This window comes from Herbaspirillum sp. BH-1 (assembly GCF_002870055.1).
Classification (GTDB): domain Bacteria; phylum Pseudomonadota; class Gammaproteobacteria; order Burkholderiales; family Burkholderiaceae_D; genus Herbaspirillum; species Herbaspirillum frisingense.
Window position 1 is genome coordinate 1 of sequence record NZ_PKOI01000029.1, and the last position, 25,700, is coordinate 25,700.

Here is a 25,700-nt window from a genome sequence, read left to right on the forward strand (position 1 = left end):
TGGTGTTCCCCGGTGGTGCGCTGCTGGGTTGCGATGCCGGCTTCCTCAATGCCTCGCGCATCAAGGGCAGCCATGCGGCGATCAAGAGCGGCATGCTGGCAGCGGATGCGGCATTCAATGCCCTGGGCGAGAATCGCCAGTCGGACGAGCTGTCGGCCTACCCGGCCGCCTTCGAGGCTTCCTGGCTGAAGGAAGAACTGCACAAGGCCCGCAACTTCAAGCCCTCGATGAGCAAGGGTCTGGTGGCCGGCACGCTGTTGGTGGGGATTGATCAGGTACTGTTCGGTGGCAAGGCACCCTGGACCCTGCGCCATACGCATGCCGACCACGAATGCCTGCGCCCGGCCGCCGACTTTGCGCCGATCGCCTATCCCAAGCCGGATGGCAAGCTGACCTTCGATCGCCTGTCTTCGGTCTTCATCTCCAATACCAACCATGGTGAAGACCAACCCGCGCACCTGACGCTGAAGGACAAGGCCGTGCCGGTCCAGATCAATCTGGCCAAGTACGCCGGCCCGGAAGCACGCTACTGCCCGGCAGGTGTCTATGAATTCGTCAAGAACGAGGACAACACCGACCGCCTGCAGATCAACGCCCAGAACTGCGTGCACTGCAAGACCTGCGATATCAAGGACCCGACGCAGAACATCGTCTGGGTCACGCCTGAAGGCGGTGGCGGGCCGAACTACTCGGGCATGTAAGCACCCTGCCCCATCAGAACAAAAGCCGCATCCTCGGATGCGGCTTTTTGCATGTTGCCGTCGTCAGACGCCGGCCGGGCGTTGCGGCGGCGTCCAGCTACCGTTGACGATCTTCTCCAGCCAGAACAGGCCGATGACAGTCTTGACGTCGGTAATCTGGCCGTTGCGCACCTGTTCCAGCAAATCGGCAAGCGGCGCCTTGTAGACATCCAGGAACTCGCCCTCATCCAGTTCGCGCTCCCCTTCCTTCAGTCCACGTGCCAGGTAGAGCACCAGATGTTCGTCAGAATAGGCGATGGCATTGTGAATGGTGCAGACGTACTGCCACTCGGTAGCCGTATAGCCGGTCTCTTCCTTGAGCTCGCGCTTGGCACACTCCAGCGTATCTTCGCCCGGATCGATCTTCCCCGCCGGCACTTCGATGAAGACACGATCCAGCGGATAACGGAACTGGCGCTCCATCAGCACGCTGCCGTCGTCGAACAAGGGCAGCACCGTCACGGCGCCGGGATGCTTGATGTATTCCCGCGTGCTTTCCTTGCCATCGGGCAGCACGATGGTGTCCTTCTGAACCTTGAGGAAATGACCTTCGTAGACCTGGCGGCTGTCTTTCTGCGTCTCTTTGAGATGGGCGTCCATGATGTGAGCGTGGTGTGAAAGTGGTGGAATGAAGTGGGGTTGGCTGCCGGACGAGGATGGCGGCCACGATGGAAAAAAGGCGCCGATCCAGGATCGACGCCTCTTGCTGGCAGGTTCAGGCGTGCTGCTTGCGCAGGTAGCGCATCACGTAACCGGGATAGGCCAACACCAGGAACAGACAGCCGGTGATGGCATAGAATTCCCAGCCCTGCGAAAAGACGTTGCCGATACCTGCTTCCAGGAAATGTGCCACGACGCCGACGCCGAAATACAGCACCACCAGCTCAATCAGCCGCACCCAGACCGGCTTGACCCAGGCGGCATCACGCTTGAGCGGGATGAGGCCGAACAGTTGCTGGTTGAAGAAAGGCAAATTGGCCGCGAAGGCGGCCAACAGGATCACGATCCAGCTGAACAGGGAAACGTTCATTTCCCTGCTTCCTTACGCAACGACCTTGCTGAGGAAGGTCGCCAGCGTGCTCACGATGGCATTGGTGCAGGCATCCATCAGGTGACCCGGCCACAGGCCGATGGCCAGGGCAGCGATACCGTTCAAGCTCAGCACCACGCGCATTTCCGGTGTGGCGACGATCTTGGCGGTATCGGTCGGCTCATCGAAGTACATGACCTTGACTACACGGATGTAGTAGAAGGCACCGATCAGCGAGAAGATCACGGCCAGCACCGGCAGCCAGATCTGGCCGGTGGCCATGGCGGCCTGCAGCACCGACAGCTTGGCGTAGAAGCCCACCAGCGGAGGAATACCGGCCAGCGAGAACATCATGATCATCATCACGGCAGCAAACCAGGGGCTGCGCTGGTTCAGACCCTTGAAGTCTTCCAGGGTATCGGCCTCGAAACCGGAGCGCGACAGCAGGATGATCACGCCGAACGAACCCAGCGTGGTGATCACATAGGTCACCGCATAGAACAGCGACGAGCTGTAGGCGTTCACGGCCGAGAACAGGTTGCCATCGACCACGCCGGACATCATGCCCAACAGCATGAAGCCCATATGCGAAATGGTCGAGTAGGCCAGCATGCGCTTGATGTTGGTCTGCGCGATGGCGGTGACGTTACCCAGGATGATGGACAGCACGGCCAGCACCATCAGCATCTGCTGCCAGTCCACAGCCAGCGGCAGCATGCCTTCGACCAGCAGACGGAAGGTGATGGCGAAAGTGGCCAGCTTGGGAGCGGCACCCAGCAGCAGGGTCACCGGAGTCGGCGAACCCTGGTAGACGTCCGGCACCCACATGTGGAAGGGAACGGCACCCAGCTTGAAGGCCAGGCCAGCCACCACGAACACGATGCCGAACACCAGCGGGGTGCGGTCGACGGTGCCGGAGACGATGGCACGGAACACTTCGTTCAATTCCAGCGCGCCACCGGTCGCACCATACAGCATGGACATGCCGTACAGCAGGAAGCCGGAAGCCAGCGCGCCCAGGATGAAATACTTCATGCCGGCTTCGGTGGAAGCGGCGTGGTCACGACGCAGGGCCACCAGCGCGTACAGCGACAGCGACATCAGTTCCAGGCCCAGGTAGATGGACAGGAAGCTGTTGCCGGAAATCATGACCATCTGGCCCAGCAGGGCAAACAGCGCCAGGGCGTAGTATTCGCCGCCCAGCATGCCACCGGTGATGCCGCGCGCAGTGTTGTACTGGCGCGAGTAGATCAGCGTCACACCCACACCCAGGTAGGTGAACAGCTTCAACAGATTGGCCAGCGGATCGGACACGAACATGTTGTTGAACGTGTAGACCGTCGCACCGTTGTTGAGATCGACAAAGGTCAATACCGCGCACACCACCAGCGCCGCCAGGGACAGCAGATAGGTGATGACGCGCTTGCTTTCCGGCAGGAACATATCGATCAGCAGGATCGCGGAAGTCGCGATCAGCAGAAATATTTCCGGATAGACAGGGATCAGATTCATGTTATTCATTTAGTTACTACCGCTTGTGTTCGCCCGCTTGTGTCGCGACTTCCGGTCGCGCCGCCCGACCGGCAATGTCACACCGGCTCGTCTCGTTACTCGTTGTTGCCCAGCTTTCTGGCTGGCGGGACGCAAGCGCCCCGCCCTTCACATCTTTGTTGCGCAGATCAGTTGATCTTGGAGACCGCCACGTGCTTCAACAGGTCGGTCACCGAAGTCTGGATGCTGTCGGTGATGATGCCGGGATAGATACCCATGACCAGGGTAGCGATGGCCAGCAGACCCAGGATGAAGAACTCGCGGGCATTCACATCGACCAGCTCGGCCACGTGGTGGTTGGTCACGGCGCCGAAGATGACGCGCTTGGCCAGCCACAGCGAGTAGGCCGCACCCAGGATCAGGGCGGTGGCCGCCAGCAGGCCGATCCAGAAGTTGAACTTCACCGCACCCAGGATCACCATGAACTCGCCGACGAAACCGGAGGTGGCCGGCAGGCCGCAGTTGGCCAGCGAGAACAGGATGAAGAAGAAGGCGAAGCGCGGCATCTTGTTGACCACACCACCGTACTGCGAAATCTCACGGGTATGCATCTGGTCGTACAGCACGCCGATACACATGAACATGGCGCCGGAGACGAAACCGTGCGAGATCATCTGCACGATGCCGCCCTGCACTGCCATGTCGTTGAACATGAAGAAGCCCAGGGTGACGAAGCCCATGTGGGCGATCGACGAATAGGCCACCAGTTTCTTCATGTCTTGCTGCACCAGTGCCACCAGACCGATGTAGATCACGGCCACCAGCGACAGGAAGATCATGAAGCCGGACAATGCATGGCTGGCGTCAGGCAGGATCGGCAGCGAGAAGCGCAGGAAACCGTAGGCGCCCAGCTTCAGCATGATCGCCGCCAGCACGATGGAGCCGCCGGTCGGCGCCTGCACGTGGGCATCCGGCAGCCAGGTGTGCACCGGCCACATCGGCACCTTCACGGCGAAGGCGGCCAGGAAGGCGAAGAACAGGATCTTCTGCTCCAGCATCGACAGCGGCACCTGATGCCAGGTCGGGATCTCGAAGCTGCCACCGGACACGTAGTACAGGTAGATCAGCGCGATCAGCATCAGGAGCGAACCCAGCAGCGTGTACAGGAACAGCTTGAAGGCTGCGTACACGCGGTTGTCACCGCCCCAGACGCCCACGATGATGAACATCGGGATCAGGGTCGCTTCGAAGAAGGCGTAGAACAGCATCGCATCCAGCGAGGAGAAGACGCCGATCATGATGCCCGAGAGGATCAGGAAGGCACCCATGTACTGGGCGACACGCTTCTGGATCACCACCCAGCCGGCCAGCACCACGATGACCGTGATGAAGGCGGTCAGCGGTACGAACCACAGCGAGATACCGTCCAGTCCGAGGAAGTAGCTGATGTTGAAGCGGTCGATCCAGGGGGTCTTTTCGACGAACTGGTAACCGTGCGCCAGCGGATCGAAATGCTGGATCAGAGGGAAAGTAACGACCAGGCCGACCAGCGAACCGAACAGCGCCAGCCAGCGGCTCAGCGCCGGATTGCTGTCGCGGCCCAATGCCAGGACGAGTATGCCGAAGACGATCGGAACCCAGATCGCGACGCTCAGGATGGGAAATGTTGACTGCATCATGGTTGTTATTGACTCGGACAGCTTATTTGGCGAACGGGAACGGCATGAACCACACCAGGAAACCCAGCACCCCGATGATCATCACGAATGCATAGTGATAGATGTAACCGGACTGCCAGAGACGCGTGAATTTCGAGAACCAGCCAACAACCTTGGCGCTGCCGTTGACGAACAGGCCGTCGATCAGGCCGCGGTCGCCCACGGTGGAAAGGCCGCTGCCCAGCAGGCGGGCACCGCCAGCGAAGACGACTTCGTTGAACTTGTCCATGTAGTACTTGTTGTCCAAGATGGTGTAGATGATGCTGAACTTTTCCTTGAACCAGGCCGGAACACGCGGGTTGATCATGTAGCAGTAGTAGGCCACGACCACACCTGCAATGGCCAGCCACAGCGGCGCGCTGGTGAAGGCATGCAGCACCATGGCCACCGGACCGTGGTATTCGTGGGCCAGCTCTTCCATGACCTTGTGGTTTTCACCGAAGAAGATCACGCCCTTGAAGAAATCGCCATACAGCATCGGCGAGATCGCGAAGAAACCGACGATGACCGAGGGGATGGCCAGCAGGATCAGCGGCAGGGTCACCACCAGCGGCGACTCGTGCGGCTTCTGTCCAGGAGCCAGACCATGGTGATGTTCATCGTGACCATGATCGTCATGGGCATCATGCGCGTCATGAGCGTGGTCGTCATGCACGCCATGAGCGGCAGCCGGTGCGTGATGCTCGTCATGTGCATGGGCCTGGCCGAAACGTTCCTTGCCATGGAAGACCATGAAGTACATGCGGAACGAGTAGAAGGCGGTCACGAACACGCTGGCCAGCACGGCGAAGTAGGCGAAGCCCGAACCCGGCAGGTGCGACTCGGCCGCAGCTTCGATGATCGAATCCTTGGAGTAGAAGCCGGAGAAGAACGGGGTACCGATCAGGGCCAGCGAACCCAGCAGCGAGGTGATCCAGGTGATGGGCATGTACTTGCGCAGGCCGCCCATGTTGCGCATGTCCTGATCGTGGTGCATGCCGATGATGACCGAACCCGCACCCAGGAACAGCAATGCCTTGAAGAAGGCGTGGGTCATCAGGTGGAACACGGCCACCGAGTAGGCCGACGCACCCAGTGCGACCGTCATGTAACCCAGCTGCGACAGCGTGGAGTAGGCCACGACGCGCTTGATGTCATTCTGCATGGTGCCCAGGAAGCCCATGAACAGCGCCGTAATGGCACCGATCACGAGGATGAAGGACAGTGCGGTATCGGACAGTTCGAACAGCGGCGACATGCGGGTCACCATGAAGATACCGGCCGTCACCATGGTCGCGGCGTGGATCAGCGCGGAAATCGGGGTCGGACCTTCCATCGAGTCCGGCAGCCAGACGTGCAGCGGGAACTGCGCCGATTTACCCATCGCACCCACGAACAGGCAGATGCAGGCCACGGTCAGCAGCATCCAGTCGGTACCCGGCAGGGTCAGCGTGGCCAGTTCGGCGCGCTTGGCGAAGACTTCGTTGTAGTTCATCGAACCGGCGTAGGCCAGCAGCAGGCCGATACCCAGGATGAAGCCGAAGTCACCGACACGGTTGACCAGGAAGGCCTTCATGTTGGCCTTGATGGCGGTCGGACGGGTGTACCAGAAACCGATCAGCAGGTAGGACACCAGACCCACCGCTTCCCAACCGAAGAACAGTTGCAGGAAGTTGTTGCTCATGACCAGCATGAGCATGGAGAAGGTGAACAGCGAGATGTAGGAGAAGAAGCGGTTGTAGCCCTCATCCTCGGCCATGTAGCCGATGGTGTAGATGTGGACCATCAGGGAGACGAAGGTCACCACGCACATCATCATCGCGGTCAGGCTGTCGACCATGAAGCCGATCTCCAGCTTGAGACCTGCCACCGTCATCCAGTTGTACAGCGTACCGTTGTAGGTGGCGCCGTCCAGCACTGCAAGCAGGGTCTGGATCGAGATGATGGCGGCGATCAGCACGCCGAGGATGGTCACGGTGTGCGACACCTTGCGGCCAACCACGTTGCCGAAGAATTTGGTACCCAGCAGACCGGCAATGGCCGAGCCTGCCAGCGGCGCCAGGGGTACAGCAAGAAGAAGATGTGGGTTAAGTTGCCCAGCCATGATGAACCTTATCGCTTATTGGCTGCCCCGCTTGCACCATCTGCTGCAAGGGGGCCTCCCATCTTTAAATGAAATCCAAACCAGAACGCAAAAACAGGATGCTGCGGATGCCGACTCAGCCCTTGAGGCTATCGAGGTCTTCCACGTTGATGGTATCCAGGTTACGGAACAGCACCACCAGAATCGCCAGACCGATCGCGGACTCAGCCGCGGCCACGGTCAGGATGAAGAACACGAAGATCTGTCCGCCCGCGTCACCGAGGTAATGCGAGAAAGCAATGAAGTTCATGTTGACCGCCAGCAGCATCAGTTCGATCGCCATCAGCAGCACGATGATGTTCTTGCGGTTCAGGAAAATACCGACGATCGAGATCGCGAACAGGATCGCGCCGATGATCAGGTAGTGGGAGAGCGTGATTGCCATGATTCTTGTTCGCCCTTCTTAAGATTGTTGACCGGCGGCCGGCTTGTCGGCCACGACGGCGGCATCGGTGGCCGGCGCGTTGCGGGTGGATTCGGCAGGCATGCTGACCAGACGCACGCGGTCCGATGCCTTGACCTTGACCGCCTGGGCCGGGTCGAAGTACTTGCTGTCCTTGCGCTTGCGCAGGGTCAGTGCCACTGCGGCAACGATGGCCACCAGCAGGATCACGGCGGCGATTTCGAAGGCGTACACGTATTCGGTGAAGATCAGCTTGCCCAGCGGCTTGGTCTGACCCAGCGTGTCGGAGGCGGCCGGCACCTGCGATTCGGACACCCAGAAGCTGCGCAGCAGGACCGCGGCCATCTCCAGCACAATGATCACGCCGATGGTGGCAGCCAGCGGGAAGTAACCCCAGAAGCCTTCGCGCAGCTTGTCCAGGTTGATATCGAGCATCATCACCACGAACAGGAATAGCACCATCACCGCGCCGACGTAGACCAGCACCAGCACGATGGCCAGGAATTCGGCCTTGAGCAGCATCCAGAGACCGGCTGCCGAGAAGAAGGACAGCACCAGGAACAGCGCGGCATGCACCGGGTTGCGGGCCGTGATGACGCGTACGGCGGCAATCACCAGGATCACCGCGAACACGTAGAACAAGACAGTTTTAAATTCCATAATCAACCAGAAGTTGGTTCATTCAATCAGCACGGGGGACCGCAGCTACGGCCATCCCATCGCAATACATCCAACAGATTCCTGCCAGCCTTCCACCACCCTGCCCGGCCGCCCTCAGGTGGCCCGGCAGTACCGATCAACGGTAGGCGGCGTCAGCGGCGCGGGCGGCGGCGATTTCGTTTTCGTAACGGTCTCCCACTGCCAGCAGCATTTCCTTGGTGTAGTACAGGTCGCCCCGCTTTTCACCGTGGTATTCCAGGATGTGCGTTTCAACGATCGAGTCGACCGGGCAGGATTCTTCGCAGAAACCGCAGAAGATGCACTTGGTCAGGTCGATATCGTAGCGGCTGGTGCGACGGGTACCGTCGGCACGCTGCTCGGATTCGATGGTAATGGCCATCGCCGGGCAGACCGCTTCGCACAGCTTGCAGGCGATGCAGCGTTCTTCACCGTTGGGATAGCGACGCAGTGCGTGCAGACCACGGAAACGCGGCGACATCGGTGTCTTTTCCTCGGGGAATTGCACCGTGATCTTGCGCTTGAACAGGTAGCGACCGGTCAGGGCCAGGCCCTTGAACAGCTCGCGGAGCATCAGGCTGCCGAAAAAATCCTTAATAGCTTCCATTTTTAGCCTCAGCCTTCCAACTTATTTCCAGATATTCCACGGCGACTGAATCCAGATCGCCACGACCACCAGCCACACCAGGGTCAGCGGAATGAACACTTTCCAGCCCAGACGCATGATCTGGTCATAGCGGTAGCGCGGGAACGATGCACGAATCCACACATACAGCGACAGGAAGAAGAAGGTCTTCAAGCCCAGCCAGATCCAGCCCGGGATGAAGTCCAGCGCCGATACCGGAGCCGACCAGCCACCGAAGAACAGCAGTGCGGTCAGGATCGAGATCAGGATCATCGCGGCGTATTCCGCCAGGAAGAACATGGCGAAGGACATGCCCGAGTATTCGATCATGTGACCGGCCACGATTTCGGATTCACCTTCCACCACGTCGAACGGGTGACGGTTGGTCTCGGCCACGCCGGAGACGAAGTAGATCACGAAGATCGGCAGCAGCGGCAGCCAGTTCCAGGACAGGAAGTTCAGACCCATGCTGGCGAAATGACCGGTGGTCTGGCCCATGACGATGTCAGTCATGTTCAGGCTGCCCGAGACCATCAGCACCACCACCAGGCAGAAGCCCATGGAGATTTCGTAGGACACCATCTGTGCCGAAGCGCGCATGGCACCCAGGAAGGCGTACTTCGAGTTGGAGGCCCAGCCGGCGATGATGATGCCGTAGACTTCCATCGAGGTGATGGCCATCAGGTACAGCAGGCCGGCGTTGACGTTGGCCAGCACGTGCTCGGGCGAGAACGGCACCACGGCCCAGGCGGCCAGCGCCGGCATGATGGTCATCACCGGGGCCAGGTAGAACAGCGCCTTGTTGGCCTTGGACGGGGTCGAGATTTCCTTGAAGATCAGCTTGACGGCGTCAGCGATAGGCTGCAGCAGACCGGCAGGACCGACGCGGTTCGGGCCCAGACGCACGTGCATCCAGCCGATCAGCTTGCGCTCCCAGTAGGTCATGTAGGCCACGCACACCAGCAGCGGCACCATCACCACCAGGATCTTGACCAGCGTCCACACCAGGGTGAACAGGGTCGGACCCAGGTAGGCCGGGCCTACGTTGTTGATTTGGGCGATCAGGTGATCCATTTTTACGCTTTCTCCACGACGATTGCGCCAAACATGCCGCCCAGTGCAGCGGTGGAGGCGTGCGCAGCAGCGACGCGGACCACGTTTTCCGGCAGTTTCTTATCGATAGCTGCAGTCAGCGCAGCGCTGCCGGAGCCTTGCTTGACCTTGACCTGGTCGCCTTCGGCCACGCCCAGCTTGGTCGCCAGTGCAGCCGACAGCCATGCCTTGGGCGCCTGGCCATCGCGGGTTTCCAGCAGCGGTGCGGAACGACGGGCAACGGCATCGGCGAAGTAGATGGGCACATCGGCCACGCGTTCCACGGTACCGGTGGCCGCAGCAACTGCCTGCAGCTGCACGGAGGCGGTGTTGTTCAGGCGGGCCGACAGGTCGGTTTCCTTGCCCAGCAGCTCATCGCGGATGGATTCGGAAGTCTCGTAGTCGAAGTTTTCCAGTTCCAGCAGGTTACCCAGCACGCGCAGGACCTTCCAGCCCGGACGCGCATCGCCGGCCGGCTTGACGGTACCGTTGAAGCTTTGTGCACGGCCTTCGGCGTTGACGAAGGTGCCGGAGGTTTCGGTGAACGGAGCGATCGGCAGCAGGACGTCGGCGTAGTCGGCACCATGCTTGAAGGCCGACATGACCACGACCATCTCGGCCTGGTCCAGCGCAGCACGCGCAGCTTGCGGGTCATGGCTGTCCAGTTCCGGCTCGGCGTTCAGCAGCAGGTAGGCCTTGCGCGGCTGTGCGAACACGGCGGCAGCGTTGGCACCCTTGCCCGGGGTCGGCACGGCGTTGGCCAGGTAACCACCGACGGCGTTGCCGCCTTCGGTCAGCACACCCAGCTTGGCACCGGTCTGTTCAGCGATCCATTGGGCCGCAGCATGCAGTTGTGCAGCTTGCGGATGCTGGACGGCGGCATTGCCCAGGAACACGGCACGGCCTTCGCCCGACAGCAGGCTGGCGGCGGTGGCCTTGGCGGCATCGGAGGCGGTCACGCCGGCATAGGCGGCGGGCGCGGCCACGCCCTTGGCTTCGGCCACGGCCACGGCCACTTCGGCCAGGGCGGACAGCCATGCCGAAGGAGCGGCGATGATCTTGTTGGCAACCGGCATCAGCAGGTCGTCGTCTGTCGCGTGCAGCACACTGAGCTTGGCACCGCTCTTGACGGACTGGCGCAGGCGGGCCGACAGCAGCGGGTGGTCCTTGCGCAGGAAGGAACCGATCACGAAGACGCGGTTCAGCTGCGAGAACTCGACGATGGACATGCCCAGCCACGGCTTGATCTGGCCATCCAGGGCGAAGTCGGACTGACGCAGGCGGAAGTCGACGTTGTCCGAACCCACACCGCGCACCACCTTCTGCAGCAGGTTCAGTTCTTCCAGCGTGGAGTACGGGGTACCCAGTGCGGCGATGGCATCGGCACCATGTTCATGACGGATGTTGCGCAGGCCGTGGGCAACGTATTCCAGCGCGGTCTGCCAATCCACTTCCTGCCACTTGCCGTCTTGCTTCAGCATGGGCTTGGTCAGGCGCTCGGCGCTGTCCAGGGACTCATAGGAGAAACGGTCCTTGTCGGAGATCCAGCACTCGTTGACCTCTTCGTTCTCGAAGGGCAGCACGCGCATGACCTTGCCGCCCTTGACCTGGACGATCAGGTTGGCGCCGACGCTGTCGTGCGGGCTCACCGACTTGCGACGCGACAGTTCCCAGGTACGGGCGCTGTAGCGGAACGGCTTGGAGGTCAGGGCGCCGACCGGGCACAGGTCGATCATGTTGCCCGACAGCTCGGAGTCCACGGTCTTGCCGACGAAGGTAGTGATCTCGGAGTGTTCACCGCGACCCAGCATGCCCAGCTCCATCACGCCGGCCACTTCCTGGCCGAAACGCACACAGCGGGTGCAGTGGATGCAGCGGTTCATTTCCTTCATGGAGATCAGCGGACCGACGTCCTTGGGCTCCACGACACGCTTTTCTTCCTGGTAGCGCGAGGAAGAACCGCCGTAACCGACGGCCAGATCCTGCAGCTGGCACTCACCGCCCTGGTCGCAGATGGGGCAATCCAGCGGGTGGTTGATCAGGAGGAATTCCATCACGCCCTTCTGGGCCTTGACGGCCTTGTCGCTGGCGGTGCGCACGATCATGCCGTTGTTCACGGGCGTGGCGCAGGCAGGCAGCGGCTTCGGGGCCTTTTCGACCTCGACCAGGCACATGCGGCAGTTGGCCGCGATGGACAGTTTCTTGTGATAGCAGAAGTGAGGGATGTACGTGCCGATCTTGTTGGCAGCGTCCATGACCATGCTGCCTTCCTGCACTTCAACCTTCTTGCCGTCTATTTCGATTTCAACCATGGCTGTTTGCCCAAGCTAAATATTCTTTGCCAACGATACCGGCGGAAGGCTCATCGCATTCCGCCCGGCATCCCCTGCCCTGTTCAGATGTATGCCGGAACCAGGCAGTGTTTGTGCTCGATGTGGTACTCGAACTCTTCGCGGAAATTCTTCACGAACGCGCGTACCGGCATGGCCGCTGCATCACCCAGCGCACAGATGGTGCGCCCCTGGATGTTGTCAGCCACCGAGTTGAGCACGTCCAGATCTTCCATCTTGCCGTGACCGTTCTCGATACGCTCCACCATGCGGTACATCCAGCCGGTGCCTTCGCGGCACGGCGTGCACTGGCCGCAGGATTCTTCGTAGTAGAAGTAGGACAGGCGCAGCAGCGACTTGACCATGCAACGGGTCTCGTCCATCACGATCACCGCGCCCGAACCCAGCATCGAGCCGGCCTTGGCGATGGCGTCGTAGTCCATGGTGGTATCCATCATGACATCGCCACGGATCACCGGAGCGGACGAGCCGCCAGGAATGACTGCCTTGATCTTCTTGCCGCCGCGCATGCCACCTGCCAGTTCCAGCAGGGTGGAGAACGGTGTGCCCAGCGGAATCTCGTAGTTGCCCGGACGCTCGACGTCGCCCGAGATCGAGAAGATCTTGGTGCCGCCGTTGTTGGGCTTGCCCATCTCGGCGTAGGCCTGCGGGCCTACCTGGAAGATGAACGGCACGGCCGCAAAGGTCTCGGTGTTGTTGATGGTGGTCGGCTTGCCATACAGGCCGAAGCTGGCAGGGAACGGCGGCTTGAAGCGCGGCTGCCCCTTCTTGCCTTCCAGCGATTCCAGCAGCGCCGTTTCTTCGCCGCAGATGTAGGCACCGTAACCATGGTGCGCATGCAGCTGGAAGCTGAAGCCGGTACCGAGGATGTTGTCACCCAGGAAGCCGGCGGCGCGCGCCTCTTCCAGAGCAGCCTCGAAGCGCTCGTACTCGGCGAAGATCTCGCCGTGGATGTAGTTGTAGCCGACGGTGATACCCATCGCGTAACCGCCGATGATCATGCCTTCGATCAGCGCGTGCGGATTGTAACGAATGATGTCACGGTCCTTGAAGGTACCCGGCTCGCCTTCATCTGTATTGCAGACGAGGTACTTCTGACCCGGGAACTGACGCGGCATGAAGCTCCACTTCAGGCCGGTCGGGAAACCTGCGCCACCGCGACCACGCAGGCCGGAGGCCTTGAGGTCGGCGATGACTTGTTCGGGCGTGATCTTGTCGTTGAGGATGCGCTTGAGCGACTCATAGCCCCCGCGCTTGACGTAATCCTCGAGGTGCCAGTTCTCGCCATTCAGGTCGGCGAGGATCAGCGGTTTGATGTGGCGGTCGTGCAGGCAGGTCATTTCTTCAGTTCCTCCAGCAGCGCGTCGATCTTTTCGTTGGACATCCAGCTGCACATCTGATGGTTGTTGACCAGCATGACCGGTGCGTCGCCGCAGGCGCCCATGCATTCGCCTTCCATCAGCGTGAACTGGCCGTCGGCCGTGGTTTCACGATAATCGATGCCCAGCTTGTGCTTCAGGTGATGGGCGGCACGTTCGCCACCCGACAGCAGACACGGCAGGTTGGTGCACACGGTGATCTTGTGCTTGCCCACCGGGCTGGTGTTGAACATGTTGTAGAAGGTCGCGACTTCCTGCACAGCCACGGCGGGCATGCCGATGTAGTCGGCGATTTCCTGCTGCAACTCGGCCGGCAACCAGCCATGTTCCACCTGGGCGATACGCAGTGCGGACATGACCGCAGACTGGCGTTGATCCGCCGGGTATTTCGCGAGTTCGCGATCGATCTTCTTAAGGGCTTCTTGACTTAACAGCATATCGTTGGCCATCCATGCGCATCATTACTGCGCGGTTATTGGATATTCCCCAAACCTGACGGGCTTCTCATCGAAGCCCGCCTTGACTCTTACTCTCGTTCGACTTACCGGTCGATTTCCCCGAACACGATGTCCTGGGTACCGATGATGGTGACCGCGTCGGCAATCATGTGACCCTTGGCCATTTCGTTCAGGGCCTGCAGGTGGGCAAAGCCCGGCGCACGGATCTTCAGGCGGTACGGCTTGTTGGCACCATCCGAGACCAGGTAGATACCGAACTCACCCTTCGGATGCTCGACGGCGGCATACGCTTCGCCGGCAGGCACGCGGAAACCTTCGGTGAACAGCTTGAAGTGGTGGATCAGGTCTTCCATGTTGGACTTCATGTCCGCACGCTTGGGAGGAGCGATCTTGTGGTTGTCGGTGATAACCGGACCCGGGTTGTTGCGCAACCATTCCACGCACTGCTTGATGATGCGGTTGGACTGGCGCATTTCAGCCACGCGCACCAGGTAACGGTCGTAGCAGTCACCGTTCTTGCCCACGGGGATATCGAAGTCCATCAGGTCGTAGACCTCGTACGGCTGCTTCTTGCGCAGGTCCCAGGCGATGCCCGAACCACGCAGCATCGGACCGGAGAAGCCCATCTGCAGCGCACGTTCCGGCGAGACCACACCCACGCCCACCAGACGCTGCTTCCAGATACGGTTATCGGTCAGCAGGGTCTCGTATTCGTCGACGTAGGTCGGGAAACGATTGGTGAAGTCTTCGATGAAGTCCAGCAGCGAACCCTGACGGTTTTCGTTCAGCTCGCGGATGGCCTTGTCATTGCGCACGATCGATGCCTTGTACTGCGGCATGCTGTCCGGCAGGTCACGATAGACACCACCCGGGCGATAGTAGGCCGCGTGCATGCGGGCGCCGGAGACGGCTTCGTAGCAGTCGAACAGGTCTTCGCGTTCGCGGAAGGCATACAGCAGCACGCCCATCGCGCCCACGTCCAGCGCGTGCGCGCCGATCCACATCAGGTGGTTCAGCAAGCGGGTGATCTCGTCGAACATCACGCGGATGTACTGCGCGCGCAGCGGCACTTCCAGACCCAGCAGACGTTCGATGGCCAGCACGTAACCGTGCTCGTTGCTCATCATCGAGACGTAGTCCAGGCGGTCCATGTAGGGCACGGACTGCAGGAAGGTCTTCTGCTCGGCCAGCTTTTCGGTGCCACGATGCAGCAGGCCGATATGGGGGTCGGCGCGCTGGATGACTTCACCGTCCAGCTCCAGCACCAGACGCAGCACACCGTGCGCGGCCGGGTGCTGGGGACCGAAGTTCAGCGTATAGTTTTTGATCTCTGCCATTATTTGATCCCGTAGTTTTCTTCACGAATGATGCGCGGGGTGATTTCGCGCGGCTCGATCGTCACGGGTTGATAGATGACGCGTTTCTGTTCGGCGTCGTAGCGCATTTCGACATAGCCCGACACCGGGAAGTCCTTGCGGAACGGGTGGCCGATGAAGCCATAGTCGGTCAGAATGCGGCGCAGGTCGGGATGGCCGTCGAACAGGATGCCGTAGAAGTCGAAGGCTTCGCGTTCGTACCAGCCAGCCGAGTTCCAGATCGGGTCCACCGAGGCCACGATGGGCAGGTCGTCATCCGGTGCGAACACGCGCACACGCACGCGCCAGTTGTGCGCAATCGACATCAGGTGCGACACCACGGCAAAGCGCGGGCCTTCCCAGGCGCCGTCGCCATAGGTCGAATAGTCCACGCCGCACAGATCGAGCAGCTGTTCGAAGCGGGTGTCGGCGTGGTCGCGCAGAACGCGCATGGCCGACAGATAGTCGGCCGCCTTGACCACCACGGTGACTTCACCGAGGGCCACGGTCAGATTCTGAAGATACCCTCCAAGCGCATTACGCAGGGCGGCTTCGAGAGTTTCCAATTTTGTCGTCATACTGCCCTCTTAGCGCGCGATGGTGTTGGTGCGCTTGATCTTGTTCTGCAGCTGGATCACGCCATACAGCAGCGCCTCAGCCGTCGGCGGGCAACCCGGAACGTACACGTCCACCGGCACGATGCGATCGCAACCGCGCACCACCGAGTAGGAGTAGTGATAGTAGCCACCACCATTGGCACAGGAGCCCATGGAAATGACCCAGCGCGGTTCCGGCATCTGGTCATAGACCTTGCGCAGTGCCGGCGCCATCTTGTTGCACAGGGTGCCGGCCACGATCATCAGGTCGGACTGGCGCGGCGACGGACGGAACACCGCACCGAAGCGGTCCAGGTCGTAACGCGAAGCACCGACGTGCATCATTTCAACCGCGCAGCAGGCCAGACCGAAGGTCATGGGCCACAGGGATCCGGTACGGGTCCAGTTGATTACCTTATCCAGCGAGGTGGTAACAAACCCCTCATTCAATACGCCTTCAATAGACATGGCTTACTCCCAATCCAGGGCACCCTTTTTCCAGATGTACCAAAATCCGACAACAAATTCAGCGATGAAGACCATCATCGTGACGAAACCTTGCCAGCCCAGCTCACGCATGGACACGCCCCAAGGGAAGAAGAAGGCGGTTTCCAGATCAAACAGGATGAACAGGATGGCGATCAGGTAGTAGCGCACATCGAACTTCATGCGCGCATCTTCGAATGCTTCGAAACCGCATTCGTAAGGAGAAGTTTTTTGAGCGTCCGGCTTGTGCGGACCGAGAAGACGACCGAGGAGCTGGGGAGCGACACCGACACCGATGCCGACAAGAATAAACAGGAGGACTGGGAAGTAATTTTCGAGGTTCACGATTGGCCGCTATGCGTTGGTTTATCGATGGGAATGATTCTCAATATCAATCAGAAACTTCCTCGACAAAAAGCCAGCTCAGGCACTAGGACCTTCGCTGGCTTTTCATTTCATTTCTATGGTGCCGACGACGAGACTCGAACTCGTACAGCTTTCGCCACTACCCCCTCAAGATAGCGTGTCTACCAATTTCACCACGTCGGCCTGAGACTGCTATTGTACCTTCATTTGTTACTCTTGTTCAATGCACAATCAGCTAAAAAGAAAGATTCTTCTATGTTTATTCCGGGATTATTCCAGAATACGCAAAGGCTTATTTCGGAATCTGATTCAACTGGTCAGCCGGCTTGGCGGCATCAGCCGGAGCAGCAGGAGCGGCCGGCGCAGCTTGTTGGGCAGGAGCGGCCGGCGCCTGCAGATTATCCATCACGCCGCCGCTTTGCGCCACGTGATGATTGCCGATGAAAGTCAGACCCAGGGTCGCGACGAAGAAGATGCCGGCTGCCACGGCGGTCGACTTGGACAGGAAGTTCGACGACCCGGTAGCACCAAACAGGCTGCCGGACGCGCCGGAGCCAAAGGCTGCACCCATGTCGGCGCCTTTACCGTGCTGCAACAGCACCAGACCGATGATCGCCAGCGCCGCCAGCACCTGAACTACAACCACAACCAAAAACAAAGTATTCATTTAAACAAGTCCACTCTTGATGTTTCAATTGCCCGCTGCAGAAGTATCCCTTCCACAACTGACAAACCCCTTACTCTACCCTTCAGGCCGCCGCGTTGACGATGGCCAGAAAATCCGTTGCCTTCAGTGCCGCGCCGCCGATGAGACCACCATCGATATCGACCATGGCCAGCAATTGCTGCGCGTTGTCCGGCTTCATGCTGCCACCGTACAGGATGCGCACCTTGGCGGCTGCCTCGGCACTCTTGGCACCCAGGCGTGCACGCAACATCGCATGGACTTCCTGCGCCATTTCCGGCGTTGCCGTCTTGCCGGTGCCGATGGCCCAGACAGGCTCGTAAGCCACCACGATGCGCGCCGCATCCTCAACACTCAAGGCCGTCAGCACCACATCGAGCTGACCGCCCACGATTTCATTGGTCTGGCCGGCTTCGCGCTGCTCCAGCGTCTCCCCCACGCAGACCACCGGTACCAGGCCGGCGTTCAGCGCCGCCACCGTCTTGGCCGCCACCGCCGCGTCGGATTCACCATGATAGGCGCGACGCTCGGAGTGACCGAGGATGACGTATTGCACACCGAATTCCAGCAGCATCGATGCCGACACCTCACCGGTATAGGCACCGGAGGCGTGGGCCGACATGTCCTGCGCACCCAGCGCCACGGCCGAACCGGCGACGGCGCCCTGCACCTGTGCCAGATAAGGTGCCGGAACACATACCGCGACGTCGCAGACAGCGGCCGGCAGGCCTTCCTTGATGCCGGCCACCAGGGCCGCATTGGCAGCCAGGCTGCCGTTCATTTTCCAGTTACCGGCTACAAGTTTGCGACGCATAGGCTGTGTTCTACGAGATGGGTGTCAATTTGGATAACCTCGTATTGTAGCCGGTTGCTGTAAAGGCGGTCAAACCGGACCGCCCGAGCTTCACCTGCGCGCCTACAGTTCCAGCATGATCTTGCCGATGTGGGCACTCGATTCCATCATCGCGTGCGCCTGGGCCGCCTGTTCCAGCGGGAAGCGCTGGTGGATCACCGGCTTGATCTTGCCGGCTTCGATCAGCGGCCAGACGTGCTGACGCAGATTGGCCGCAATGGCGGCCTTGAACGCCACCGGGCGCGGGCGCAAGGTCGAACCGGTGATGGTCAGGCGGCGACGCATCACCTGCCCCATGTCGAGCTGCCCCTTGGTGCCACCCAGCTGGGCGATGAAGACCAGCCGACCATCGTCGGCCAGCGCCTTGATCTCGCGTGGCAGGTAATCCCCACCGACCATGTCCAGGATGACATCCACCCCACGCCCGCCGGTCAATTCCTTGACCACGGCCTCGAAATCCTCGGTCTTGTAGTTGATGGCGCGCTCCGCACCAAGCTCTTCGCAGGCCCGGCACTTGTCGGCACTGCCGGCGGTGGCGAACACGCGATGCCCAAGGGCCCGGGCGATCTGAATGGCCGTGACACCGATCCCGGACGAACCGCCCTGCACCAGCAGGGTTTCCTCGCCTGACAGTTGGCCCCGGTCGAAGACATTGCTCCAGACCGTGAAGTAGTTTTCCGGCAGCGCGGCCGCCTCCAGGGCGCTCAAGCCCTTCGGCACCGGCAGGCACTGCGCCAGCGGGGCCGCACAGTATTCGGCATAGCCACCACCCTGCACCAGCGCGCAGACCAGGTCGCCCAGCCTGAAGCCGCTGTCGCCCAGCTCACCGGCCACGATCTCGCCGGCCACTTCCAGGCCAGGCAGGTCAGAGGCGCCCGGCGATACCGGATAGTTGCCGGTACGCTGGAACACGTCCGGACGGTTCACGCCGGCGGCATGCACCTTGATCAACACTTCACCGGGCTTCAACTCCGGCACCGGGCGCTCGCAGGGCTGCAATACCTCGGGGCCGCCAAATTCCTTGATTTCGATTGCTCGCATGGGTCCTGTCCTTGATCGATAGTGGGTTCAGAGCGACGCCGCGGCGCGCGCAGCCGTGTCATAAAGCCCGGAGGCATTGCGCAACAGCTGGGCCGCCTGACCGATGTCGTGATTGGAGACGCCGCTTTCGGCCTGGGTCTCGATGAGGCAGCGCTCGCGCACCTCACGGTAGCGCATGCACAGAGCCTGCCCCTCGGGCGTGGTGGAAAACAGCAGTTCCTTGCCGGCCTTCTCGCTCTGCACCAGACCGGCCTTCACCAGCTTCTTCAATGCATAGGTGACCACGTGGGTATCTTCGACGTTCAACACGAAGCAGATGTCGGCCAGCTTCTTCTTGCGCTCGCGGTGGTTCACATGGTGCAGCAGGGAGACTTCAATGGCCGTCATGTCCTTGGCGCCGGCGGCCGACATGCAGCGCACCATCCAGCGGTTGAAGGCGTTGCCCGCCATGATCAGTCCGTATTCCAGCTCGGACATCTCGGCACTGCGCTCGGAAACCAGATGCTGGGAAGAGACGATCTGGGGTGAGGTGGAAGGTGGGTTGGGCTGGTTCATCAGGGCAAGTTCAGTCACGACAAAATGGCAACACTATATCGCAAAGCAAAATAAATAATTTATCGACACATTGTCTGTATTTTGCGCGGAAGGTAATATCGACATCCAGGCAGTCCCTTTTTATTTGCAAGCCGACAAGAACTGCCACCGATTCACGCGCCGACGCCACCATGGGCCGATCGCTTCATCCATACCGAGCAACAACAAGAACATGCAGCCCCCGAAGATTCATCCGCTAGGCGACAGCGCGCTGCTCTGCAGCCTGCCCGCGCCTGCGAGCCTGCCCCAGCAGCAGCGCATCTGGAACCTGGCCCAGCTGGCCGCCCAATGGGACGAAGTCAGCGAAGTGGTCCCCGGCATGAACAACCTGACCCTGTTCCTGCACCGCCCGGTGCGTGACCTGGACACCTTGCGCGAGCGCATCACGCAAGCCTGGCCTGGCCTGCATGCCAGCCGCTACCAGGGTCGCGTGGTCGAGATCCCGGTGGTCTATGGCGGCGATGCCGGGCCGGACCTGGAGAACGTGGCGCGCCACACCGGCCTGTCCAGGGAGGAGGTCATCGCCCGCCATAGCGCAGGTGACTACGTGGTCTATTTCCTCGGCTTCATGCCGGGCTTTGCCTACATGGGTGGCCTGGCCCCGGAACTGGCCACGCCACGCCACACCACCCCGCGCATGACCATTCCTGCCGGTTCGGTGGGCATCGGCGGCGAGCAGACCGGCATCTACCCGATGCCCTCGCCCGGCGGCTGGCAGGTGATCGGCCAGACCGCCCTGCACCTGTTCGACCCGGCCCAGGAACCGCCGACGCTGCTGCGTCCGGGCGACCATGTGCGCTTCACCGTGGAAAGGATCGACGCATGATCGAGATCCTCCAACCCGGCATGCTCGCCTCGGTACAAGACCTCGGACGGCCCGGCCATCGCAGCCAGGGCATCCATCCCGGTGGCGCCCTCAACGCACTGGCCCTGGCCAGCGCCAACCTGCTGGTCGGCAATGCGCCCGGCGCCGCCGGCATCGAGATCACCATGGGCCTCTGCGAACTGCGCTTCGGTCGCGCCACCCGCATTGCACTGGGTGGCGACGATATCGGTGCCACGCTCGACGGCAAACCGATATCGGCCTATTGGAGCCTGCCGGTCAGCGCCGGCAGCGTGCTGCGCCTGGCCCCGGTGGCATCCGACCTGCCGCAGCACCCGGCGCGCCACAGCATGCGCAGCTACCTGGCCGTGGCCGGTGGCATCGATGTGCCCGTGGTCCTGGATTCACGCAGCACCGACCTGAAAGCCGGCTTCGGCGGGCATCAGGGACGCGCCCTCAAGCGTGGCGACAAACTCGCCGTCGGCGACGACCAGGCCGCCCTGCGCGCAGTCAGCGGCCCGGCCTTCGGTGTCCGCGCCCCCGACTGGAGCCGCAGCGACCTGCCAGCGCATCAGCGCGGCGGGCATATCACGCTGCGCGTCTTGCCCGGCCCCGAGATCGAGGAATTCACCAAGGCCGCACGCGAAGCCTTCTGGTCCACGCCCTGGCGCATCACGCCCAGCAGCAACCGCATGGGCTACCGGCTGGAAGGTGAAGAACTCAAGCGCAAGCACGCCCGCGACATGCTCTCCCATGGCGTGGTACCGGGCGTGATCCAGGTCCCCCCTTCGGGCCAGCCCATCATCCTGATGGGTGATGCCCAGACCACCGGGGGCTATCCCAAGATCGGCGTGGTCATCGGCGCGGACCTGTGGAAGCTGGCACAAGCACCGCTCAATGCCACCCTGCGGCTTGAGCCCTGCCCCCTGGAGCAAGCCCTGCTCGCGGCCGAGCAACAGCAGCGCTATCTCGATACCATCCGCGATACCGTGGCGGCGCTGGACTGGTCGCGCGCCACGCTCTACAAGAAATGAGGATTACGCCATGCACATCGACCTGAATGCCGATCTCGGCGAAGGCTGCGACACCGATGAAGAGCTGCTGACCCTGGTCAGCTCGGCCAACATTGCCTGCGGCTGGCATGCCGGTGACGCCGCCACCATGCGCCGCTGCGTGCGCTGGGCGATCCAGAACCACGTCGCCATCGGCGCCCACCCCAGCTTCCCCGATCGAGAGAACTTCGGCCGCAGCACCATGCACCTGCCCCCCGAAGACATCGTCAGCGGCATGCTCTACCAACTCGGTGCGCTGGACGCCATCGTGCGCGCCGAAGGCGGCCGCCTGCGCCACGTCAAGCCGCATGGCGCGCTCTACAACCAGGCCGCCAAGGACGCCGTACTGGCCAACGCCATCTGCGCCGCCATCCGCACCTTCAATCCCGAACTGAGCCTGGTTGGCCTGGCCGGCAGCGAACTGATCGCCGCCGCGCGCCATGCCGACCTCGATGCAGTGGAAGAAGTCTTCGCCGATCGCGCCTATGAGGCCGACGGCAGTCTGGTGGCGCGCAGCAAGCCGGGCGCCATGATCGAGAACGATCAGGATGCCATCGCCCAGACCCTCATGCTGGTCAAGCAGAAGCAGGTCACGGCCATCGACGGCAACCTCGTCAGCGTGAACGCCCAGACCGTCTGCCTGCACGGTGACGGTCCGCATGCACTGGATTTTGCGCGCCAGATCCGCGCCCGCCTGCATGAAGAACGCATCGCCGTGCGTGCCGCGGCCTGAATAGCTCATCGGCGCTAGCGCGCCTCAGGAATTGCCCGGTCCTCCGGACAAATTGCAGTACCCCATAACAATTAAAAATGTCGAAGCAGGGAGACCATGAGACCGCGGCCACGCCACGCCTGCGCCCATCAGCGCAGATCAGCAGGGCAGGCAGCGGTCGGGCTGGCATGGCCCTTGCAGCGACTGGTTCAACTCATTCACAACCAGGAGTCTTCATGGAGAGCACGACACTATTGCCGCTGATCGGGATACCGATCGTCGTGGCCGGATTTGCACTACGTTTCAACCCGCTGCTGGTGGTCACGGTCGCGGGGCTGACCACCGGACTCTCGGTCGGCATGGATTTCGGCATGCTGCTGGAAACCTTCGGCGAGAAGTTCGTCAACAGCCGTTCCCTGGCGACCTTCCTGCTGATCCTGCCCATTATCGGGCTGCTCGAACACTACGGTCTGAAGGAACGTGCACAAGCCTGGATTTCGGGCATTGCCAGCGCCACTTCCGCGCGCATCCTGATGCTCTATTTTTTGCTGCGTGAAGGAACTGCCGCGCTGGGTCTGATCTATCTCGGCGGCCAGGCACAGACCGTGCGTCCGCTGCTGGCGCCGATGGCCGAGGGTGCCGCCGTCAATGCCTATGGCGAAGACCTGCCGCAAGCCATCCGCGACAAGATCAAGGCGCACGCTGCCGCCTGCGACAACATCGCCGTGTTCTTCGGCGAAGACATCTTTATCGCCTTCGGCGCCGTCCTGCTGATGGATGCCTTCCTCAAGGAAAACGGCATCACCAACATCGAACCGCTGCACATCGGCCTGTGGGCCATCCCCACCGCTCTCTCGGCGCTGGTGATCCACATGTTCCGCCTGACCCGCCTGGACGCCTCCATCCGCCGCGACGTGGATGCCTGGAAAGCCGGCCAAACCGACTCCGCCAAGGTGGCCGCATGAACACGCTCATTTCCATCAACCGCATCTACTACCTCATCGGCATCATCGTCATGATGCTGGTGGTGATGACCCTGCGCGACAAGGGCAACCCCAAGCGCCTCAGCACGGCGCTATTCTGGTTCCTGTTCGGCGCCGTCTTCCTGTTCGGCGACCTGCTGGTGGAGAACCTGGGCAAATCCCTGGCTCACCGCATCATCGGCGCCACCGTCATCATCATCTCGCTCATCGCCGGCACCGGCATGCTCTCCATGGGCAGCTACGCCACTTCGAGCTACGAAGAACGCGTGAGCTCGGCCAAGCGTCTGGGCAACTGGCTGTTCTTCCCGGCCGTGCTGATCCCGGTGATCACGGTGGCCTGTACCGTGCTGCTCAAGGGCGTATCGGTTGGCGGCGTGATGCTGCTGGACCAGAAGCAACTGACCCTGGCCGCACTCTGCGTAGCCTGTATCTGCGCCCTCATTGCCGGTTGCGTGCTGACCCGTGGCACGCCGCTGCAGGCGGTACGCCAGTCGCGCCGGCTGGTGGACTCGATCGGCTGGGCCGCCATTCTGCCGCTGATGCTGGCCATGCTGGGAGGCGTCTTCGTGGCCGCCAAGACCGGCACCTCGGTACAGCAGGTGGTGAGCCTGTTCGTCAATCCGGACAACCGCTTTCTGGTGGTGGTGATCTATTGCGTGGGCATGGCACTGTTCACCATGGTGATGGGGAACGCCTTTGCCGCCTTCCCGGTGATGAGCGCGGGCATCGCCCTGCCCTTCCTGATCGTCGGCCATCATGCCGACCCGGCACCGCTGGTGGCCATCGGCATGTACTCCGGCTACTGCGGGACCTTGATGACCCCCATGGCCGCCAACTACAACATCGTGCCGGCAGCACTGCTGGAACTGAAGAACAAGTACCAGGTCATCAAGGTACAGATTCCGACCGCCCTGACACTGCTGACGGTCAACGTGTTCCTGATGTACTTCCTCACCTTCCGCTGATCCCAGCGATGGGCAAGACGCCGCCATGCACCCATCGGCGCTGGCGGCGTCGCCTCCCCTAGCCTCAAGGAGTCCCCATGCAACTCACCCTCGAACGGGCCGATGCCTTCGCCCGCATGCCATTGGCCTATCTGCGCCAGGAATATCCCAACCACATCATGCATGTGCTCCATGGCGCAGCCGACGTGCTCTCGCCGCGCGCCATGCATCCGGTGTTCTACGGCTGCTACGACTGGCACTCGGCGGTCCATGGCTTCTGGCTGCTGCTGCGCTGCGTGCAACGTTTCCCGGCCCTGCCGGCACGCAGCGACATCGAAGACATCTTCGATGAGCACTTCACACGGGAACTGATGGAACGCGAGACCGATTACTTCCGCGTCGGCGGTCGCGGCCCCTTCGAACGCCCCTATGGCTTCGGCTGGATCCTGGCGCTGGACCAGGAACTGGCACAGTCGGCCCTGCCCCGCGCCGCTGCCTGGCGCAGCGCCATGACACCGCTGACCATGGAAATCCGCAGCCGCCTGCTGGACTATCTCTCCAAGCTCAGCTATCCCATCCGCGTGGGTACCCACTACAACACCGCCTTCGCACTGGCGCTTTCGCTGGACTATGCGCGCCACGTGCAGGACAGCGAACTGGAAACGGTCATCGTAGACAGTGCCCTGCGGTATTTCAGCAAGGACACCGACTATCCCGCTCACTATGAACCGGGCGGTGACGAGTACATTTCCGGCGCGCTGACCGAAGCGCTCCTGATGAGCAAGGCGCTTCCCACAGCGGACTTCCCCGCCTGGTTCGACCGCTACCTGCCGCGCGTGGCCGAGGTCTCGCAGATCATGCAGCCGGCGCATGTCTCGGACCCCACCGATCCCAAGATCGCCCACCTGGATGGTCTGAACCTGTCCCGCGCCTGGTGCATGAAGACCGTGCTGCGACACCTGCCCGCCACCCACGCGGCACGCCCTGCCATGGAGAGCTCCGTACAGCGTCACATCGGCGCCTCCATCGATCAGGTGGTCGGCAGCCACTACAGCGGCGGCCACTGGCTGGCCAGCTTCGCCATGCTGGCGCTGGAAGACTGAGGCCGACATCCTACCTCCAC

The 25,700-nt window shown here is 61.6% G+C and carries 27 protein-coding genes and 1 tRNA gene; 7 read left to right on the top strand and 21 right to left on the bottom strand.

Features of this window, described 5'->3' with window-relative positions:
• Positions 1 to 701: electron transfer flavoprotein-ubiquinone oxidoreductase (locus tag HBH1_RS23310; protein ID WP_199181647.1), on the top strand; the 701-nt coding region annotated here is incomplete at its 5' end.
• A gap of 63 nt (positions 702 to 764) precedes the next feature.
• Here the strand turns inward: HBH1_RS23310 and HBH1_RS23315 are convergent.
• From HBH1_RS23315 to HBH1_RS23415, 21 genes are all read right to left on the bottom strand, one after another.
• Positions 765 to 1,340 carry an NUDIX domain-containing protein gene (locus tag HBH1_RS23315; protein ID WP_102664564.1) on the bottom strand — a complete coding sequence of 192 codons (576 nt, stop codon included), beginning with the start codon at positions 1,338 to 1,340 and terminating at the stop codon, positions 765 to 767.
• Between the two features lie 115 nt (positions 1,341 to 1,455).
• Positions 1,456 to 1,770 (bottom strand): DUF2818 family protein, encoded by a 315-nt coding sequence (locus HBH1_RS23320; protein WP_102664565.1) that lies wholly within the window; start codon positions 1,768 to 1,770, stop codon positions 1,456 to 1,458.
• A gap of 12 nt (positions 1,771 to 1,782) precedes the next feature.
• A complete protein-coding gene (nuoN, locus tag HBH1_RS23325) occupies positions 1,783 to 3,291 on the bottom strand; it encodes an NADH-quinone oxidoreductase subunit NuoN (protein ID WP_102664566.1) in 1,509 nt (502 codons plus the stop codon).
• A gap of 158 nt (positions 3,292 to 3,449) precedes the next feature.
• Positions 3,450 to 4,940 carry an NADH-quinone oxidoreductase subunit M gene (locus HBH1_RS23330; protein ID WP_102664567.1) on the bottom strand — a complete coding sequence of 497 codons (1,491 nt, stop codon included), beginning with the start codon at positions 4,938 to 4,940 and terminating at the stop codon, positions 3,450 to 3,452.
• Between the two features lie 22 nt (positions 4,941 to 4,962).
• The gene (nuoL, locus tag HBH1_RS23335; RefSeq protein WP_102664568.1) at positions 4,963 to 7,062 is read right to left on the bottom strand and encodes an NADH-quinone oxidoreductase subunit L; all 2,100 of its coding nucleotides are present in this window, start codon (positions 7,060 to 7,062) and stop codon (positions 4,963 to 4,965) included.
• A 115-nt stretch (positions 7,063 to 7,177) separates the two neighbouring features.
• Positions 7,178 to 7,486, bottom strand: a complete 309-nt coding sequence (gene nuoK, locus HBH1_RS23340; RefSeq protein ID WP_006712949.1) for an NADH-quinone oxidoreductase subunit NuoK — start codon at positions 7,484 to 7,486, stop codon at positions 7,178 to 7,180.
• Positions 7,487 to 7,504: 18 nt separating this feature from the next.
• Positions 7,505 to 8,164, bottom strand: a complete 660-nt coding sequence (locus HBH1_RS23345) for an NADH-quinone oxidoreductase subunit J (protein ID WP_077235635.1) — start codon at positions 8,162 to 8,164, stop codon at positions 7,505 to 7,507.
• 136 nt (positions 8,165 to 8,300) lie between these two features.
• The gene (nuoI, locus tag HBH1_RS23350) at positions 8,301 to 8,789 is read right to left on the bottom strand and encodes an NADH-quinone oxidoreductase subunit NuoI (RefSeq protein ID WP_006712947.1); all 489 of its coding nucleotides are present in this window, start codon (positions 8,787 to 8,789) and stop codon (positions 8,301 to 8,303) included.
• Positions 8,790 to 8,810: 21 nt separating this feature from the next.
• Positions 8,811 to 9,881: an NADH-quinone oxidoreductase subunit NuoH gene (nuoH, locus tag HBH1_RS23355; RefSeq protein WP_006712946.1), complete on the bottom strand. Its 1,071-nt coding sequence runs from the start codon at positions 9,879 to 9,881 to the stop codon at positions 8,811 to 8,813.
• A gap of 2 nt (positions 9,882 to 9,883) precedes the next feature.
• Positions 9,884 to 12,211, bottom strand: coding sequence for an NADH-quinone oxidoreductase subunit NuoG (gene nuoG, locus HBH1_RS23360; protein WP_102664569.1), 2,328 nt, complete (start codon positions 12,209 to 12,211; stop codon positions 9,884 to 9,886).
• Positions 12,212 to 12,294: 83 nt separating this feature from the next.
• On the bottom strand, positions 12,295 to 13,590 hold the full coding sequence (gene nuoF, locus HBH1_RS23365; RefSeq protein ID WP_006712944.1) for an NADH-quinone oxidoreductase subunit NuoF: 1,296 nt from the start codon (positions 13,588 to 13,590) through the stop codon (positions 12,295 to 12,297).
• Positions 13,587 to 14,078: an NADH-quinone oxidoreductase subunit NuoE gene (gene nuoE / locus HBH1_RS23370; RefSeq protein ID WP_006712943.1), complete on the bottom strand. Its 492-nt coding sequence runs from the start codon at positions 14,076 to 14,078 to the stop codon at positions 13,587 to 13,589. The genes nuoF and nuoE overlap by 4 nt, the downstream gene beginning before the upstream one ends.
• Positions 14,079 to 14,170: 92 nt before the next feature.
• Complete coding sequence (locus tag HBH1_RS23375) at positions 14,171 to 15,424, bottom strand: NADH-quinone oxidoreductase subunit D (RefSeq protein WP_102664570.1); 1,254 nt, start codon at positions 15,422 to 15,424, stop codon at positions 14,171 to 14,173.
• On the bottom strand, positions 15,424 to 16,020 hold the full coding sequence (locus HBH1_RS23380; protein ID WP_039876418.1) for an NADH-quinone oxidoreductase subunit C: 597 nt from the start codon (positions 16,018 to 16,020) through the stop codon (positions 15,424 to 15,426). The genes HBH1_RS23375 and HBH1_RS23380 overlap by 1 nt, the downstream gene beginning before the upstream one ends.
• A gap of 9 nt (positions 16,021 to 16,029) precedes the next feature.
• Positions 16,030 to 16,506 (bottom strand): NuoB/complex I 20 kDa subunit family protein, encoded by a 477-nt coding sequence (locus HBH1_RS23385; RefSeq protein ID WP_006712940.1) that lies wholly within the window; start codon positions 16,504 to 16,506, stop codon positions 16,030 to 16,032.
• 3 nt (positions 16,507 to 16,509) lie between these two features.
• Complete coding sequence (locus HBH1_RS23390; RefSeq protein ID WP_006712939.1) at positions 16,510 to 16,869, bottom strand: NADH-quinone oxidoreductase subunit A; 360 nt, start codon at positions 16,867 to 16,869, stop codon at positions 16,510 to 16,512.
• Between the two features lie 119 nt (positions 16,870 to 16,988).
• Positions 16,989 to 17,073 (bottom strand) — tRNA-Leu (locus HBH1_RS23395).
• Between the two features lie 109 nt (positions 17,074 to 17,182).
• A complete protein-coding gene (gene secG / locus HBH1_RS23400; RefSeq protein WP_102664571.1) occupies positions 17,183 to 17,557 on the bottom strand; it encodes a preprotein translocase subunit SecG in 375 nt (124 codons plus the stop codon).
• Between the two features lie 82 nt (positions 17,558 to 17,639).
• Positions 17,640 to 18,389, bottom strand: a complete 750-nt coding sequence (gene tpiA / locus HBH1_RS23405; protein WP_102664572.1) for a triose-phosphate isomerase — start codon at positions 18,387 to 18,389, stop codon at positions 17,640 to 17,642.
• Between the two features lie 102 nt (positions 18,390 to 18,491).
• Complete coding sequence (locus HBH1_RS23410; protein ID WP_102664573.1) at positions 18,492 to 19,469, bottom strand: NAD(P)H-quinone oxidoreductase; 978 nt, start codon at positions 19,467 to 19,469, stop codon at positions 18,492 to 18,494.
• Positions 19,470 to 19,496: 27 nt separating this feature from the next.
• Positions 19,497 to 20,024 (bottom strand): winged helix DNA-binding protein, encoded by a 528-nt coding sequence (locus HBH1_RS23415; RefSeq protein WP_102664574.1) that lies wholly within the window; start codon positions 20,022 to 20,024, stop codon positions 19,497 to 19,499.
• 211 nt (positions 20,025 to 20,235) lie between these two features.
• On the opposite strand from HBH1_RS23415, the gene pxpB reads away from it, so the two are divergent.
• The 6 genes from pxpB (at position 20,236) to HBH1_RS23445 (ending at position 25,680) form a co-directional block, all read left to right on the top strand.
• On the top strand, positions 20,236 to 20,889 hold the full coding sequence (pxpB, locus tag HBH1_RS23420; protein ID WP_102664575.1) for a 5-oxoprolinase subunit PxpB: 654 nt from the start codon (positions 20,236 to 20,238) through the stop codon (positions 20,887 to 20,889).
• Positions 20,886 to 21,920: a 5-oxoprolinase subunit C family protein gene (locus HBH1_RS23425; RefSeq protein WP_102664576.1), complete on the top strand. Its 1,035-nt coding sequence runs from the start codon at positions 20,886 to 20,888 to the stop codon at positions 21,918 to 21,920. Before pxpB ends, HBH1_RS23425 begins: the two co-directional genes overlap by 4 nt.
• A 10-nt stretch (positions 21,921 to 21,930) precedes the next feature.
• Complete coding sequence (pxpA, locus tag HBH1_RS23430) at positions 21,931 to 22,671, top strand: 5-oxoprolinase subunit PxpA (protein ID WP_102664577.1); 741 nt, start codon at positions 21,931 to 21,933, stop codon at positions 22,669 to 22,671.
• A gap of 215 nt (positions 22,672 to 22,886) precedes the next feature.
• Positions 22,887 to 23,615 carry a DUF969 domain-containing protein gene (locus HBH1_RS23435; RefSeq protein ID WP_102664578.1) on the top strand — a complete coding sequence of 243 codons (729 nt, stop codon included), beginning with the start codon at positions 22,887 to 22,889 and terminating at the stop codon, positions 23,613 to 23,615.
• The gene (locus HBH1_RS23440; protein ID WP_102664579.1) at positions 23,612 to 24,598 is read left to right on the top strand and encodes a DUF979 domain-containing protein; all 987 of its coding nucleotides are present in this window, start codon (positions 23,612 to 23,614) and stop codon (positions 24,596 to 24,598) included. The genes HBH1_RS23435 and HBH1_RS23440 overlap by 4 nt, the downstream gene beginning before the upstream one ends.
• 77 nt (positions 24,599 to 24,675) lie before the next feature.
• Complete coding sequence (locus tag HBH1_RS23445) at positions 24,676 to 25,680, top strand: DUF2891 domain-containing protein (RefSeq protein WP_102664580.1); 1,005 nt, start codon at positions 24,676 to 24,678, stop codon at positions 25,678 to 25,680.
• The last annotated feature ends 20 nt before the right edge of the window (positions 25,681 to 25,700 follow it).

Bases quoted from the DNA above. Each gene is read 5' to 3' on its own strand.
- nuoG (WP_102664569.1), bottom strand. From the start codon at position 12,211: ATGGTTGAAATCGAAATAGACGGCAAGAAGGTTGAAGTGCAGGAAGGC.
- nuoL (WP_102664568.1), bottom strand. From the start codon at position 7,062: ATGGCTGGGCAACTTAACCCACATCTTCTTCTTGCTGTACCCCTGGCG.
- nuoF (WP_006712944.1), bottom strand. From the start codon at position 13,590: ATGACCTGCCTGCACGACCGCCACATCAAACCGCTGATCCTCGCCGAC.
- pxpA (WP_102664577.1), top strand. From the start codon at position 21,931: ATGCACATCGACCTGAATGCCGATCTCGGCGAAGGCTGCGACACCGAT.
- nuoH (WP_006712946.1), bottom strand. From the start codon at position 9,881: ATGGATCACCTGATCGCCCAAATCAACAACGTAGGCCCGGCCTACCTG.
- tpiA (WP_102664572.1), bottom strand. From the start codon at position 18,389: ATGCGTCGCAAACTTGTAGCCGGTAACTGGAAAATGAACGGCAGCCTG.
- HBH1_RS23445 (WP_102664580.1), top strand. From the start codon at position 24,676: ATGCAACTCACCCTCGAACGGGCCGATGCCTTCGCCCGCATGCCATTG.
- HBH1_RS23320 (WP_102664565.1), bottom strand. From the start codon at position 1,770: ATGAACGTTTCCCTGTTCAGCTGGATCGTGATCCTGTTGGCCGCCTTC.
- HBH1_RS23410 (WP_102664573.1), bottom strand. From the start codon at position 19,469: ATGCGAGCAATCGAAATCAAGGAATTTGGCGGCCCCGAGGTATTGCAG.
- HBH1_RS23375 (WP_102664570.1), bottom strand. From the start codon at position 15,424: ATGGCAGAGATCAAAAACTATACGCTGAACTTCGGTCCCCAGCACCCG.
- nuoK (WP_006712949.1), bottom strand. From the start codon at position 7,486: ATGGCAATCACGCTCTCCCACTACCTGATCATCGGCGCGATCCTGTTC.
- HBH1_RS23380 (WP_039876418.1), bottom strand. From the start codon at position 16,020: ATGACGACAAAATTGGAAACTCTCGAAGCCGCCCTGCGTAATGCGCTT.
- HBH1_RS23435 (WP_102664578.1), top strand. From the start codon at position 22,887: ATGGAGAGCACGACACTATTGCCGCTGATCGGGATACCGATCGTCGTG.
- nuoN (WP_102664566.1), bottom strand. From the start codon at position 3,291: ATGAATAACATGAATCTGATCCCTGTCTATCCGGAAATATTTCTGCTG.
- HBH1_RS23440 (WP_102664579.1), top strand. From the start codon at position 23,612: ATGAACACGCTCATTTCCATCAACCGCATCTACTACCTCATCGGCATC.
- secG (WP_102664571.1), bottom strand. From the start codon at position 17,557: ATGAATACTTTGTTTTTGGTTGTGGTTGTAGTTCAGGTGCTGGCGGCG.
- HBH1_RS23315 (WP_102664564.1), bottom strand. From the start codon at position 1,340: ATGGACGCCCATCTCAAAGAGACGCAGAAAGACAGCCGCCAGGTCTAC.
- HBH1_RS23385 (WP_006712940.1), bottom strand. From the start codon at position 16,506: ATGTCTATTGAAGGCGTATTGAATGAGGGGTTTGTTACCACCTCGCTG.
- nuoE (WP_006712943.1), bottom strand. From the start codon at position 14,078: ATGGCCAACGATATGCTGTTAAGTCAAGAAGCCCTTAAGAAGATCGAT.
- nuoI (WP_006712947.1), bottom strand. From the start codon at position 8,789: ATGGAAGCTATTAAGGATTTTTTCGGCAGCCTGATGCTCCGCGAGCTG.
- pxpB (WP_102664575.1), top strand. From the start codon at position 20,236: ATGCAGCCCCCGAAGATTCATCCGCTAGGCGACAGCGCGCTGCTCTGC.
- HBH1_RS23415 (WP_102664574.1), bottom strand. From the start codon at position 20,024: ATGAACCAGCCCAACCCACCTTCCACCTCACCCCAGATCGTCTCTTCC.
- HBH1_RS23345 (WP_077235635.1), bottom strand. From the start codon at position 8,164: ATGGAATTTAAAACTGTCTTGTTCTACGTGTTCGCGGTGATCCTGGTG.
- HBH1_RS23425 (WP_102664576.1), top strand. From the start codon at position 20,886: ATGATCGAGATCCTCCAACCCGGCATGCTCGCCTCGGTACAAGACCTC.
- HBH1_RS23330 (WP_102664567.1), bottom strand. From the start codon at position 4,940: ATGATGCAGTCAACATTTCCCATCCTGAGCGTCGCGATCTGGGTTCCG.